A 13277-nucleotide genomic window follows, 5' to 3' on the forward strand; every position below is an offset into this window, starting at 1 on the left:
TGCGCGTGCCGTAACACTACCCCTTGTGGGGCGAATAGCCGAGCGCCACCACAAGTTGTGTTTTTCGCGTCGAATGCGCTAGGGGAGCGGGGACTTCGGCGCACGGCGACCGCAGGCGCCGAGCCTACTTCAGTCGTCGTCGGGCGGTTCGTGGCGGCCGCCGGATCCGTCGTCGCCGGCGGAGTGCGGCGACATGGCCAGGCCGAACGCCAGGCCGAAACCGATTCCGAGGCCGATCCCGAGGGCGAGATTGCCCAGAACCGCCAGGCCGAGCGGGATCCCGATCGCCAGTCCGATGACGATCCCGATACTCAACCGGTAACCGAGCGAACGATCACCGTCGACCTTGTCGCCCATACCTCGACGGTACCGGCGATATGGCCTCTCACCTGCGATTATTGTATTTCGGGATGGTCTCGGACCGGTCGCGAGAACGAGACGGGCCCCGAACCGGGAGACCGGTGTGGACGTCGGGTCAGTTGCCGGGCGGTGGGCCGGACGGTGGTTGGGCACCGGGCATACCGCCGGGCGGCGTACCGCCCGGACTCGTACCGCCCTCCTGCTGGTTGGCGGATCTCTCGGCGACCCCGATCGTGAGCGCGATATCGAGCCCGGATTCCGGGGAACCGGTGACCGTCGCGAGTTCGGCGTCCCAGCCGTCACCGAACACATTGTCGGTGGCAAGGGTGACCCGGGACATGTTGCCGAGACTGCGCGAATACCCGGAGTCGGCGTCGAACACCTGCTCGCAGACCTCCTGCGGCAGCGCGATCTGCGAGGTCAGCCGGGCGTTCTCGCCGGCGACCGCCACCTCGAGGCTGTCGTAGACCTCGAAATGGATATGCGGCCAGCGGCCCGAATAGCAGGCGGGGAAGATCGAGGTGAACGTCACCTCGCCCGCCTCGTCGGCCACTTGGACGCCGCGCAGATAGTTCTGCTCGGTGATCTCCTTGCCGTACAGCGAGTATTCACCGTCGCGATCACAGTGCCAGATATAGATCGCCATCCCGGCGCCGGCGGCGCCGTCCTTCGCGAGGTCCTGCAGGGTGAGCCGGATGCTGACCGGAACACCCTCGGCCGTGCCGGAGTAGGGCCCGAAACTGCTGGTGATATCGGAGCGCACGACCCCGGATTCGATCAGGACGTTCGGGCCGTTCGACCCGTCACCGGGATACGGTCCGGCCGTTTCCTGCGGGGCGGCCGCGGCGACGGTGCCGGTGGTGGCGGTCGCCGAACCGGTCCCGGAGCCGCCGGTACCGGTCGAGCAGGCCGCGGCCACCGATGCGGTACCCGCCGCACCCAGTAACCACAGAGCTCGCCGCCGGGAGAACATCACCGACATATCGTGGGCGAACCCCAGATCGTGTTCGTGCCGTTCCCCGCTGGGCCTGGCTGGACGTTTCCGCACGTTGCGCACCTCTTCTCGACGATGGGTGACACCGACGGTAGAAATGCCGGCTTGCCGTCACCTGCGTCCGCGCTGTGAGTCGGCTGTGTGCGGCCGGACCGGATCCCCTGTGCCACGGCAGCGGGCCGGGGTCGTTCCCCGGCCGCAACGACCATTCGACCGGCCGGCGCGCTGCGTCCCTCCCCGGCAGCAGGGCCGGGTCTACTCCATGACGTAGGCGTTGAGGCTGTCCCGGATATCGCCGAGAACAGCACGCGCCGCCGTCAACCCGGTGGTGTGCCAGAGGGCGTCGTCGACGACGAACGTGCGGTTGTCGGTAACCGCGCCCAGCGACTCCCACGTCTCCGACCGCATCACCGATTCGCCGTGCGCCCGGCCTTCCGGACCGGCGAACATGACGTAGACGAGGTCGCCTTCCGCGGCGACCGGATCGGACTCGTTCACCGGCGCGGACTCTTCGCGCTGCGCGGTCGGGCGCTGTGCGCCGGTATCGGCGAGGACCTGCGCCGCGAAGGTCTCACTGCCCATGATCTCGGTACCGGTGGCGGTGAACCGCACCAGAGACGCCTGGGTGAGGGCCGCGTTGATCGACTTACCGGTATCGGCGGCCTCGGTACGGTAGGCGTCGAGCGCCTCGCGCCCCGCGGTGGCCCGGCCCATGGCGCCCGCGTACGCGCTGAACTGCTCCTCCCACGACTTGTCCGTGCCCACCAGCACCGTCGGGGCGATAGCACTCAGCGTGGCGTAGTCGGCGCGGCCGACCGGCACCTCACCGAGGATCAGATCGGGCTGCAGCGCCGCGATCAGCGCGGGATCGGGATCGGTGGCGGGACCGACACCCGGAATCTCCAGCACGCCATACCCCAGGTAGCCGGGCTGCGGGGCGGGCCCGGGAACGGTGGTCGCGCCCACGACCCGTTCCCACAGGCCGGCCGCACAGGTCGCGTCGAGGGCGGGGGTGCCGAGCACCACGATGCGCTGCGGATCGGCCGGGACCCGGGATTCGCCGGAAGCGTGCCGGACGGTGCGGGTGGCGCCCGCGGCGGGATCGGGGGCGGTGGGCAGTGCACAGGCCTGCGTGGTGTCCCGTTCGATCCCGACCACACCCGCGCCGGCGATCTTCGTGGTGGTGCGGATGATCGACGCCGAATTGTCTGGCTGGCCCGCGCATCCGGCCACTGCCACCGCGAGACAGGCGAGTGCGGCGCCCACGAACCGGTGGGTGCGGCGTGCCCGGGCGGAGGTCCGGGGTTTACGCACGGCTGGGGTACGGACAGCGGAGCTCACCGGCATGCCGGGAAGGGTACATGCTGTGTCATGGCGCCGCCTCCGGCGGCGCGGGGTTCGGGGCCCCCTTGGTCTCGTTCTTCACTCCGCCGCTCCTCCGCTTCGCTCCCCCGCTCTGTCGCTCCAGAACGAGACGGGCCCCGAACCATTGGTGTGAGCCGACTGTTGTTGCTGAACAACGCTTCCGAACCACGGCGTGGGTCGACCGATGCTCCGGAACGAGGCAGGGCTCGAGCCGTTGGTGGGTCTGGTGTTGTTGCAGAGGGGGCGGGTTGCGGACCAGTGGGTGTGGGTCGGCTGTCGGTCCGGAACGAGGCGGGGTGCCGGGGTCGCTGGTGTGAAGCCTGCTGTTGCTGCGAAGGGGGAGGGTTGTGCGCCATGGGTGTGGACCACCGGCTGCCGCTCCCGAACGAGAGGGGTCCCGAACCATCGGGGTGGGGCGGCTGTCACACGGGAACGGGAGGGTTGCGGACCATGGATATGCGCCGTGGACAGGCGCGTGGGCTCGCGGTGCGGGCTCGGCGGGGCGGTGGTGCGACGTACTTGCGGGCTGGTGTCGTGACGTACCGACGGGCCGGTCCCGGGGTCCGGCGGGCCGGTGTGCGGGGCCTCGGGGAGCCGGTAGTACGACACAGAGTAGGACCCGTTCGGCTCGCTTTCGGCGGACGGTTTACGATTCGAGAAGCGCAAGCTAACCGTTGGCTGTCCCGTGCGGCGGGGCAGCGGGCAAACAGTGGAGCCTGCGGAGCGACCTAAAGGCACCTTTCAGGAGGATCAGTGACTGCCGTAGAGCCCAAGCCAATCCCGCAGGGGGTGGAAGCGACTCGGCCATTTCCGGCGCGATTGGGGCCGAAGGGGTCGTTCATATACAAGATGGTGACGACCACGGACCCCAAGGTCCTGGGCGTCATGTACCTGACCACCTCGATGGCGTTCTTCCTCATCGGTGGCCTGATGGCCCTGATGATGCGCGGTGAGCTCGCCCGCCCGGGCCTGCAGTTCCTCTCGCCGGAGCAGTTCAACCAGCTGTTCACCATGCACGGCACGATCATGCTGCTGTTCTATGCGACCGCGATCGTGTTCGGTTTCGCCAACATCATCCTGCCGTTGCAGATCGGCGCCCCCGACGTCGCCTTCCCGCGCCTGAACGCCTTCAGCTACTGGCTGTACGCGTTCGGCGCCACCATGGCGACCGCCGGATTCATCACCCCGGGCGGTGCCGCGGACTTCGGCTGGACGGCGTACGTGCCGCTCACCGATATCCTGCATTCGCCGGGTGTGGGCACCGACCTGTGGATCATGGGCCTGGCCGTCTCCGGTCTGGGCACCATCCTCGGCGGTGTGAACATGCTGACGACCGTGGTCTGCCTGCGCGCTCCGGGTATGACCATGTTCCGGATGCCGATCTTCACCTGGAATATCGCCGTCACCAGCGTGCTCGTGCTGCTGGCCTTCCCGCTGCTGACCGCCGCCCTGATGGGCCTGGCCTACGACCGGCACCTGGGTGGCCACATCTACGATCCGGGCACCGGCGGAATCCTGCTCTACCAGCACCTGTTCTGGTTCTTCGGGCATCCCGAGGTGTACATCATCGCGCTGCCGTTCTTCGGCATCGTCTCCGAAGTCTTCCCGGTCTTCAGCCGGAAACCGATCTTCGGCTACACCACCCTGGTCTACGCGACCCTCGGTATCGCGGCCCTGTCCATCGCCGTGTGGGCGCACCACATGTACGCCACCGGCGCGGTGCTGCTGCCGTACTTCTCGTTCATGACCTTCCTGATCGCGGTCCCGACCGGGGTGAAGTTCTTCAACTGGATCGGCACCATGTGGAAGGGACAGTTGACGTTCGAATCACCGATGTTGTTCTCGGTGGGCTTCCTCGTCACGTTCCTCTTCGGTGGCCTGTCGGGTGTCATCCTGGCCAGCCCGCCGCTGGACTTCCACGTCACCGACTCGTACTTCGTGGTTGCGCACTTCCACTACGTGCTCTTCGGCACCATCGTGTTCGCCACCTACGCCGGCATCTACTTCTGGTTCCCCAAGATGACCGGCCGGATGCTGGACGAACGCCTCGCGAAGTGGCATTTCTGGACCACGTTCCTCGGGTTCCACCTCACCTTCCTGGTGCAGCACTGGCTGGGCGCGGAGGGTATGCCCCGCCGCTACGCCGACTACCAGGCCGGTGACGGTTTCACCACGCTGAACACGATCTCGACGATCGGTGCGTTCGTCCTCGGTGCCTCGATGCTGCCGTTCCTGTGGAACGTCTTCAAGAGCTACCGCTACGGCGAGGTCGTCACGGTCGACGACCCGTGGGGTTACGGCAACTCGCTGGAATGGGCCACCAGCTGCCCGCCGCCGCGGCACAACTTCTACGAACTGCCGCGGATCCGCTCCGAACGTCCCGCGTTCGAACTGCACTACCCGCATATGATCGAGCGGATGCGCAAGGAGGCCCACGTCGGATTCAACGGTGGCGCCAAACACCACCCGGACGAGCCCGCGCTGGCCAAGAGCTAGCCCCGTCGCATGACCGAGATGTGCACCTGCTGGGATACCAGCGGGTGCACACTCGTTTGGGGCGTGCCCACACTGCACCTCAGTGGTTCGGGCCGTCCAACCCCGCGTTGCCGGAGGCGGCGCCGAAGACACAGAGAGTGAGTTGTTTTGGCCGAGACGACCGTTCTGGTCACCGTGACCGGGCCCGACCGTCCGGGCGTGACGTCGGTGCTGTTGACCGCGATGTCGCGGCATCGGGTGAGCCTGCTCGATATCGAGCAGGTGGTGATTCGCGGCCGGCTCACCCTGGGCGTGCTGGTCACCTGCCCCTCGGACCCCGAAGCCCTGCAGGACGAGCTCGAAGAGGCGATGAACACCGTCGGTATGCAGGTCGATGTGGATGTCGACGCCGATGCCGCGCGGGCGCCCGTATCGACCCACGCCGTGGTGGTGCTGGGCGCTCCGGTGACGGCGCGGGCGTTCAGCGCCGTATCCCGGGAACTGGCGGCGCTCGGTGTGAACATCGACCTCATCCGCGGCATCGCCGACTACCCGGTCACCGGGATGGAACTCATGGTGACCGCGCCCGACCGCGCCGGTGACACCGATTCCCGGCTGCGGACGGCCCTGGCGGAGGTGGCGGTGACCGAACGCATCGATATCGCCGTGGAACGCGCCGGCCTGGCCCGGCGGGCCAAACGGCTGATCGTGTTCGATGTGGACTCCACCCTGATCCAGGGCGAGGTCATCGAAATGCTGGCCGCGCACGCCGGCGTCGAGGAACAGGTGCGCGCGGTCACCGAGGCGGCCATGCGCGGCGAGATCGACTTCGCGGAATCGCTGCGCCAGCGCGTTGCCACCCTGGCCGGGCTGGACGAATCGGTGATCGCGGAGGTCGCCGCGACCATCGAACTCACCCCCGGCGCGCGCACCACGATCCGCACGCTGAAGCGGCTCGGGTTCCGGTGCGGGGTGGTTTCCGGTGGATTCCGGCAGGTGATCGACCCGCTGGCCCGCGAACTCGACCTCGATTTCGTGCAGGCCAATATGCTGGAAGTGGCCGCGGGCAAGCTCACCGGCCGGGTCACCGGCCAGATCGTGGACCGCGCCTACAAGGCGACCGCGCTACAGGCGTTCGCCGCCGAATCCGGGATCCCGATGGAGCAGACGGTCGCGGTGGGGGACGGGGCCAACGATATCGACATGCTGAACGCGGCGGGCCTGGGTGTGGCGTTCAATGCCAAACCCGCGCTGCGGGAGGTCGCGGATACGGCGCTGTCGCACCCCTACCTCGATGCGGTGCTGTTCATCCTGGGCGTCACCCGGGACGAGGTCGAAGCCGCGGACGCCGAAGACGGTCTGCTGCGCCGGGTACCGCTGTGACATTGGCGCCGACTCCGTCGGCGCGGGGGTTCGGCCCCCTTGGGACGGGCCGAACCCCTCCAAGTGCCTCGCTGGACTCGGCGCCGCCGTGGTTGCGTTTTATTTTTCGGGGTTGTGAGGCCCCGAGTGCCTTGCTGAACTCGGCGCTGTCGTGGTTGCTTCGGGTTCGGGGCCGGGGTGCTCCACATGCTTCGCTGGACTCGGCGCCGTCGTTTGCGTGAGGGACGGCAGTGGGTCTGTCACCCAGGTGCCGTGCTCGGCGGCGCCGTGATTGCGTTCGAATTTCGGGGCCAGGGGCCCGCAGGGGTTTCGCTGGACTCGGTGCCGCCGCTGGTACGTCGGGGGCGGATGTGGGTAGGAATTCGGGTTGTGTCCCGCCGGTCTCGGTGCCGTGGCGAGGGCGGCGTGCGGGGGCGTAGGTAGGCTGTCGTCCGGTGTTGGCCGGGTGCGGGAAGGGTTTGTGTGATGCTGCCGGATAGCGGCGCGGAAATGGTGGCCGGTGGCCGCGAATCGGATGTGGACCCGGACTTCGGGCACGACCCGGAGGACGATTTCTACAGCGACCCAGGATTTTCCGAGCGGCACGCCGAACTCGCCGCGGGCTACGGGGGTTCGGGTGATCCCGACGATCCCGCTCGGGTGCAGGCCATGCAGATGGTGCTGCATATGCCCAAGACCGATCCACCGGCGCGCAGCGATCTGCTCGCCGCGGCCGCGGGCGCGGCGGTCGCGCTGTGCCTGGATCCGCGGGTAGGGGTCGCGGGCGAATGGCAGCAGCCGTACCTGGCGTGGAAACGGTCGCGGATCAGGAAGGTCGCGCGGCGGGCGCGGGGCGCGCAGTGGGCGGCCGCGAACGAGGTACCCGGGGTGACCGTCGAAAGCGGCGGTGCGCTGGTGCGGGCGCTCGTTCCGGGACCGGTGGGCGCGGTCGACCCGCGTATCCGGCGACTGCAGATCGGCGGCACCGACCTGGAATCCGACGATCCCGGGCCCGTGCCACTGGATGTGCCGGTGTTCTGGGTGAACGCGGCGCTCGGAATGACGGTCGGGAAAGCCGCGGCGCAGGTGGGGCATGCGAGCATGCTGTTCGCCGGTGCGCTGCCGGTGGAACAGGCGCGCACCTGGGCGCAGCGCGGGTTCGCCTGCGCGGTCCGCGAAGCCGAGCCCGACGAATGGGAGATGCTGCGTGGCGCGGTGGCGCGCAGCGCGGCGACAGCGGTGCGCGACGCCGGTTTCACCGAGGTCGCGCCCGGTTCGACGACGGTGATCGCCACGCGGCCCGCGCGACTCGATCATTGGTAGCGTGCCCGGTGCCGGAAGCGCGGACGTCTCGAGACAAGATGGAGGCCGTGGCGCACCCCGATCCTGATCTGCTCATCGACTTCACCAACGTTTCCATCCGCCGCAACGGGCACACTCTCGTCGGTCCCGTCACCTGGCAGGTCGAACTCGACGAACGCTGGGTGATCCTGGGGCCCAACGGTGCCGGGAAAACCTCGCTGCTCCAGGTCGCGGCCGCCGAAACCCACCCCTCCTACGGCACCGCCTACGTGCTGGGGGAACGCCTCGGCAAAACGAATGTCAGTGAACTGCGGCCGCGGATCGGCCTGTCGTCGGCGGCGCTGGCCGCGCGGATCCCCGCCGACGAGCGGGTGGCCGATCTGGTGGTGTCCGCGGGGTACGCGGTACTCGGCCGGTGGCGCGAGAAATACGACGACGTCGATACCGATCGTGCGATCGATATGCTGGAAAGCCTGGGCGCGGAACACCTTCTGGACCGCACCTACGGCACGCTCTCGGAGGGCGAACGCAAACGCGTGCTGATCGCGCGTGCCCTCATGACCGATCCGGAACTGCTGCTGCTGGACGAACCGGCCGCCGGGGTGGATCTGGGCGGTCGCGAGGAGTTGGTGGAAAGCCTCGGCGATCTCGCTGCCGACCCGGACGCCCCGGCGCTGGTTCTGGTGACGCACCACGTCGAGGAGATCCCGCCGGGCTTCACCCACTGCATGCTCCTGAGCGAGGGTGAGATCGTCACCCAGGGGCTGATCGGCGACGTCCTGACCGCCGAGAACCTCAGCGAGGCATTCCGCCAATCCATCGCCCTGGATCGTATCGACGACCGCTATTTCGCCCGCCGCAAACGCCGCCTGGGCCGCCACCGCTCCCGCTGAGCACCCGACACGTTGTTGCACAAATGCATAACAGCCGTACACTGCCGATATGAGCACTATCGCATTCCGTGCTACCGCCGAAGATCAAGCGCTCGTCCAGGAATTGATGCGTGAGGGCGAGACAACCAGTGATGTGCTACGTCATGCTCTGCGTGTGTTGCGCCGGGAACGCTGGCAGGAGCAGATGCAGGCGGACGCCGACCGCATCGAGGCCAGTGGCGAGGATCTCAGCACAGAACCCGATGCCTGGTGATCCGGGGGATGGTCCATCGCATCGATCTAGGTGAGGCGAAGCGAGGACATGAGCAGCGGGGTCGGCGTTATGGAGTCGTTCTGTCGCGCACCAACTGGTCGATGGTTACCGTTGTGCCGTCATCGACTAGTGCCGCGCCGGCCCGGTCGCGTGTTGAAGTGATTATCGAGGGTACGGCCACACGATTGCTGGTCGAACAGATGCGCTCGATCGACGGTCGGTATCTGGTCGGCGACCCTGTGGACTATCTGTCGCTCGAGGATATGACCAGGCTCGATTCGGTGATCACGGAGTACCTGGGTATTGGCCCTGCGTGAGATGGACTGTCTGTTCATCCTATGATTAGTGTGCAGGGGTGAGTGAGACGACTGTGCCGGATTCCGGTGAGGTGCCCGAGGCCAAGGACGCGTCGACGGTGATGCTGGTGCGTGATGGTGCCGACGGGCCGGAGGTCTTCCTGCAGCGGCGGGCCGGGGCGATGGAGTTCGCGGCCGGGATGACGGCGTTCCCCGGTGGGCGGGTGGATCCCGTGGACGCCGAGGTCGAGATCGAATGGGCCGGGCCGGCGCCGGCGTGGTGGGGGCAGCGGTACGGGGTGTCCGAGGCGCGGGCCAAGGCGCTGGTGTGTGCCGCGGTGCGGGAAACGTTCGAGGAATGCGGGGTGCTGCTGGCCGGGCCGACCGCCGATACCGTCGTCGCCGATACCGCCGGCTACCGGCGGCAGCGGGAGCGGATCGAAAGCAGGGATCTGACGCTGGCCGAGTTCCTGGCCGAGGAGAAACTCGTTCTGCGCGCGGATCTGCTGCGGCCGTGGTCGCGCTGGATCACGCCGACCGTGGAGCGGCGTCGCTACGACACCAATTTCTTCGTCGCGGTTTTGCCCGAAGGCCAGCTCGCCGACGGCGCTACCTCGGAAACCGACCTGGTGCAGTGGTCCACCCCGGCCGCCGCGCTGGCCACCTGGAAAACCGGGGAGCATGTGCTGCTGCCCCCGACCTGGTCGCAGCTGACCTCGCTCGGCGCCTACTCGACCACCGCGGAAATCCTGGCGGCCGAACCGGCCATCGAACCGATCCAGCCGGAATTCGGTGAGGTGGACGGGAAGAAACTGCTGAAATTCCCGGACAATATGCGCTACTTCGCCGAACTCCCGGACGCGTCCCGGCTGGTGGGGTCGAAAGGGATGCGCGAGACCGATCCGTCGCTGCTCGGCGGTTCCGGGGCGGCGAGCGCCGATCCGGGCGCCCGGTAGCGTATCGGCCCATGGCCGAATTCGTATCCCTGTCCCGGCTCGAACCCGATCACGCGGGCGGCTCCGGCCGCGGTGTGGCCGTGCTGCGGATCGCCCGGCCGCCGCTGAACCTGTTCGGCACCCAGTTGATCCGCGAGATCGCCGAAACCGCCGCGGCCTGCGGTAGCGACCCCGGGATCGCGGCGCTGGTGGTCTACGGCGACGAGCGGGTGTTCTGCGCCGGTGATGATCTGGCCGAACTCGCCGATCTGCCTGCCGAACAGGCGCACGCGATGGCCGCCGACCTGCAGGACGCGCTCGGCTGCCTGGCCCGGATCCCGCAGCCGACGGTCGCGGCCATCAGCGGTTACGCGCTGGGCGCCGGGCTCGAGCTCGCGCTGGGCGCCGACCGGCGGATCATCGGTGACAACGTTAAGCTCGGCCTGCCGCAGATCGGGACCGGGCTCATCCCACTCGCCGGTATCCGGCGGCTGTCGCTGCTCATCGGGCCCGGGGCAGCCAAGGACCTGGTGTACACGGGGCGTTTCGTCGAACCGGACGAGGCAGCCCGGCTGGGCCTGGTGGATCAGGTGGTCGCACCCGACGACGTCCTCGAATCGGCGATCGCCTGGGCCCGGCAGTTCGTCACCGGCCCGGCCCGTGCGCTGGCCGCGGCCAAAACTGTTTTCGAGGCGGGCCCGCACGGCCACGAACGCGCCCGCACCGAATGGGCGCAGCTGTTCACCACCGCCGATCAGCGCCTCGGTACCCGGTCCTATCTGCGGGACGGCCCGGGTTTCGCGGAGTTCACCGGCGCCTGAACGAGGCGCGCATCACCCACCGAAAAGCAAAGGATAGGCTCTCCGACCATGACGGTACGCCCCGACGACCCCGCGCCCCATCCGCACGCGACCGCCGCGGAGGTCGAAGCAGCATTCGAGGACACCAAGCTCGCCCAGGTGCTCTATCACGACTGGGAAGCCGAGACCTACGACGACAAATGGTCGATCTCCTATGACGAACGCTGTATCGAGTACGCCCGCGGCCGGTTCGACGCCGCGGTGGGCGAGGTGGAGCTGCCGTACGAGCGGGCCCTGGAACTGGGCTGCGGTACCGGGTTCTTCCTGCTGAACCTCATGCAGTCCGGGGTCGCGAAGACCGGTTCGGTCACCGACCTGTCGCCGGGCATGGTGAAGGTCGCGCTGCGCAACGCCGAGAACCTGGGCCTCGACGTGGACGGCCGGGTCGCCGACGCCGAAACCATCCCCTACGACGACGACACCTTCGACCTGGTGGTCGGGCACGCCGTCCTGCACCACATCCCCGACGTGGAACAGTCGCTGCGCGAATGCCTGCGCGTGCTCAAGCCCGGCGGCCGGTTCGTCTTCGCCGGTGAGCCCACCACCATCGGCAACCTCTACGCCCGCAACCTGGGCAACATCACCTGGAAGGCGACCACCGCCATCACCAAACTCCCGTTCCTGCGGGACTGGCGCCGCCCCCAGGAGGAACTGGACGAATCGTCGCGCGCCGCCGCGCTGGAGGCCGTGGTCGATCTGCACACCTTCGACCCCAGCCAGCTCGAGGATATGGCCCGCTCCGCCGGTGCCGTCCAGGTCGCCGCCCATACCGAGGAGTTCGCCGCCGCCCTGTGGGGCTGGCCGGTGCGCACCTTCGAGGCCGCCGTCCCGGACGAGAAACTCACCTGGGGCTACCGGATGGCGATGTACCGGGCGTGGCTCGGGCTGAGCTGGGTGGACGAGAACGTGATGCGCCGCGTGGTGCCGCGCCAGTTCTTCTACAACGCCATGATCACCGGCGTGAAACCGGTCGCCGCCGCGAACTAGTGGGCTACGGCTTCAGCGCGGCCGATATCGCCTACCTGGCCTCGCCACCGGGTGCGGCCGCGCTGGCCGAGGTCGCCGAACTGGAGTTGTCGGCGGCCTCGCAGCTCGCCGATGTGGCGGCGATGCGCCGCGCGCACCGCGACCACGCCCCCGCCTTGGTCGAAACCGTGCGCTTGCGCCGCCGGGCCGCCGCGAAACTGTCCGGCGCACAGCACTGGTTGTTCACCGACGACGCACTGCAGCAGGCCACCCCGACCCTGGTCGCCCGGCACCGCGCCCGTCGGCTGGCCGGCCGCGATGTGCACGACGTGACCTGCTCGATCGGGGCGGACCTGGCCGAACTGGCCCGGGTCTGCCCCCGCGTCGTGGGCAGCGATCTGGACCCGATCCGGCTCGCCATGGCCCAGTTCAACCTGACCCAGCCCAAGCCGACGACGAATACGGTGCTGGTCCGGGCGGACGCTCTGGTGCCCTGTTCGACCGGCACGGCGATCGTCGCGGACCCGGCCCGGCGGGCGGGCGGTAGACGCACCCACGACCCCGCCGCCCTGCAGCCGCCGCTGCCGGATCTGCTCGCCGCCTACGCCGGCCGCGATCTGGCCGTGAAATGCGCTCCCGGATTGGATTTCGACCGGCTCGGCTGGGCGGGTGAGGTCGAGGTGGTGTCGCTGGACGGGGCCGTGCGCGAGGCATGCCTGTGGTCGCCGGGGCTGACCGAACCGGGTATCACCCGCCGGTCCACCGTACTCACGAGCGCGGGCGAGGCCATCACCCTCACCGATACCGACCCCGACGAGATCCCCGAGCAGCCGCCCGGGGAGTGGATAGTCGATCCGGACGGTGCGGTGGTCCGCGCCGGACTGGTCCGCCACTATGCGGCCCGCCACGGACTATGGCAGCTCGACCCCCGGATCGCGTACCTCACCGGTGACCGGCTCCCCGCCGGTGTGCGCGGTTTCCGTATCCTCGACCGGCTCGAATTCCGGGAGAAATCCCTGCGCGCCGAACTACGGCGCCTCGACTGCGGTGCCTTGGAGATCCTGGTCCGCGGCGTGGACGTGGACCCCGATGTGCTGCGGCGCCGGCTGAAACCCACCGGCTCTCTGCCTTATACGCTGGTGATCACCCGGATCGGCCGCACCGCCACGGCCTTCCTGTGCCGTGCGTCCCGATGACCGCTGCGCGGCGGCGGCCC

At 68.6% G+C, this 13277-nt stretch carries 13 protein-coding genes; 10 read left to right on the plus strand and 3 right to left on the minus strand.

What is annotated here, in order from left to right:
* Positions 1 to 129: 129 nt before the first annotated feature.
* The 3 genes from ACQEVO_RS04060 to ACQEVO_RS04070 all read right to left on the minus strand — a co-directional run bounded on the left by ACQEVO_RS04060 (position 130) and on the right by ACQEVO_RS04070 (position 2701).
* Positions 130 to 357 (minus strand): hypothetical protein, encoded by a 228-nt coding sequence (locus ACQEVO_RS04060; protein ID WP_432909006.1) that lies wholly within the window; start codon positions 355 to 357, stop codon positions 130 to 132.
* A 118-nt stretch (positions 358 to 475) separates the two neighbouring features.
* Positions 476 to 1408, minus strand: a complete 933-nt coding sequence (locus ACQEVO_RS04065) for a dioxygenase (RefSeq protein ID WP_432909007.1) — start codon at positions 1406 to 1408, stop codon at positions 476 to 478.
* A 201-nt stretch (positions 1409 to 1609) separates the two neighbouring features.
* Complete coding sequence (locus tag ACQEVO_RS04070) at positions 1610 to 2701, minus strand: ABC transporter substrate-binding protein (RefSeq protein WP_432909009.1); 1092 nt, start codon at positions 2699 to 2701, stop codon at positions 1610 to 1612.
* Positions 2702 to 3472: 771 nt separating this feature from the next.
* Here ACQEVO_RS04070 and ctaD point away from each other — a divergent pair.
* From ctaD to ACQEVO_RS04120, 10 genes are all read left to right on the plus strand, one after another.
* Positions 3473 to 5215 carry an aa3-type cytochrome oxidase subunit I gene (gene ctaD, locus ACQEVO_RS04075; RefSeq protein WP_432909011.1) on the plus strand — a complete coding sequence of 581 codons (1743 nt, stop codon included), beginning with the start codon at positions 3473 to 3475 and terminating at the stop codon, positions 5213 to 5215.
* Positions 5216 to 5362: 147 nt separating this feature from the next.
* Positions 5363 to 6577 carry a phosphoserine phosphatase SerB gene (gene serB, locus ACQEVO_RS04080; protein ID WP_432909013.1) on the plus strand — a complete coding sequence of 405 codons (1215 nt, stop codon included), beginning with the start codon at positions 5363 to 5365 and terminating at the stop codon, positions 6575 to 6577.
* Positions 6578 to 7042: 465 nt separating this feature from the next.
* Positions 7043 to 7879, plus strand: coding sequence for an aminoacyl-tRNA hydrolase (locus ACQEVO_RS04085; RefSeq protein ID WP_432909015.1), 837 nt, complete (start codon positions 7043 to 7045; stop codon positions 7877 to 7879).
* Positions 7880 to 7917: 38 nt separating this feature from the next.
* On the plus strand, positions 7918 to 8751 hold the full coding sequence (locus ACQEVO_RS04090; RefSeq protein ID WP_432909017.1) for an ABC transporter ATP-binding protein: 834 nt from the start codon (positions 7918 to 7920) through the stop codon (positions 8749 to 8751).
* Between the two features lie 49 nt (positions 8752 to 8800).
* On the plus strand, positions 8801 to 9004 hold the full coding sequence (locus ACQEVO_RS04095; RefSeq protein WP_432909018.1) for a hypothetical protein: 204 nt from the start codon (positions 8801 to 8803) through the stop codon (positions 9002 to 9004).
* A gap of 8 nt (positions 9005 to 9012) precedes the next feature.
* The gene (locus tag ACQEVO_RS04100; RefSeq protein ID WP_432909019.1) at positions 9013 to 9321 is read left to right on the plus strand and encodes a type II toxin-antitoxin system PemK/MazF family toxin; all 309 of its coding nucleotides are present in this window, start codon (positions 9013 to 9015) and stop codon (positions 9319 to 9321) included.
* 101 nt (positions 9322 to 9422) lie between these two features.
* Positions 9423 to 10256, plus strand: coding sequence for an NUDIX hydrolase (locus tag ACQEVO_RS04105; protein WP_432922314.1), 834 nt, complete (start codon positions 9423 to 9425; stop codon positions 10254 to 10256).
* 11 nt (positions 10257 to 10267) lie between these two features.
* Positions 10268 to 11056 (plus strand): enoyl-CoA hydratase-related protein, encoded by a 789-nt coding sequence (locus ACQEVO_RS04110; RefSeq protein WP_432909021.1) that lies wholly within the window; start codon positions 10268 to 10270, stop codon positions 11054 to 11056.
* Positions 11057 to 11104: 48 nt separating this feature from the next.
* Positions 11105 to 12082 carry a class I SAM-dependent methyltransferase gene (locus tag ACQEVO_RS04115; protein WP_432909023.1) on the plus strand — a complete coding sequence of 326 codons (978 nt, stop codon included), beginning with the start codon at positions 11105 to 11107 and terminating at the stop codon, positions 12080 to 12082.
* Entirely contained in the window at positions 12082 to 13257 is a 1176-nt protein-coding gene (locus ACQEVO_RS04120; RefSeq protein ID WP_432909024.1) for a THUMP-like domain-containing protein, read from the plus strand. The genes ACQEVO_RS04115 and ACQEVO_RS04120 overlap by 1 nt, the downstream gene beginning before the upstream one ends.
* Positions 13258 to 13277: the final 20 nt, after the last annotated feature.

This window comes from Nocardia sp. CA-290969 (genome assembly GCF_050936135.1).
Taxonomy (GTDB): Bacteria; Actinomycetota; Actinomycetes; order Mycobacteriales; family Mycobacteriaceae; genus Nocardia.

Coding starts and splice junctions, on each gene's coding strand:
- ACQEVO_RS04070 (WP_432909009.1), bottom strand. CDS start 2,701: ATGCCGGTGAGCTCCGCTGTCCGTACCCCAGCCGTGCGTAAACCCCGG.
- ACQEVO_RS04105 (WP_432922314.1), top strand. CDS start 9,423: ATGCTGGTGCGTGATGGTGCCGACGGGCCGGAGGTCTTCCTGCAGCGG.
- ACQEVO_RS04115 (WP_432909023.1), top strand. CDS start 11,105: ATGACGGTACGCCCCGACGACCCCGCGCCCCATCCGCACGCGACCGCC.
- ACQEVO_RS04100 (WP_432909019.1), top strand. CDS start 9,013: ATGGTCCATCGCATCGATCTAGGTGAGGCGAAGCGAGGACATGAGCAG.
- ACQEVO_RS04085 (WP_432909015.1), top strand. CDS start 7,043: ATGCTGCCGGATAGCGGCGCGGAAATGGTGGCCGGTGGCCGCGAATCG.
- ACQEVO_RS04110 (WP_432909021.1), top strand. CDS start 10,268: ATGGCCGAATTCGTATCCCTGTCCCGGCTCGAACCCGATCACGCGGGC.
- ACQEVO_RS04060 (WP_432909006.1), bottom strand. CDS start 357: ATGGGCGACAAGGTCGACGGTGATCGTTCGCTCGGTTACCGGTTGAGT.
- ACQEVO_RS04095 (WP_432909018.1), top strand. CDS start 8,801: ATGAGCACTATCGCATTCCGTGCTACCGCCGAAGATCAAGCGCTCGTC.
- ACQEVO_RS04090 (WP_432909017.1), top strand. CDS start 7,918: ATGGAGGCCGTGGCGCACCCCGATCCTGATCTGCTCATCGACTTCACC.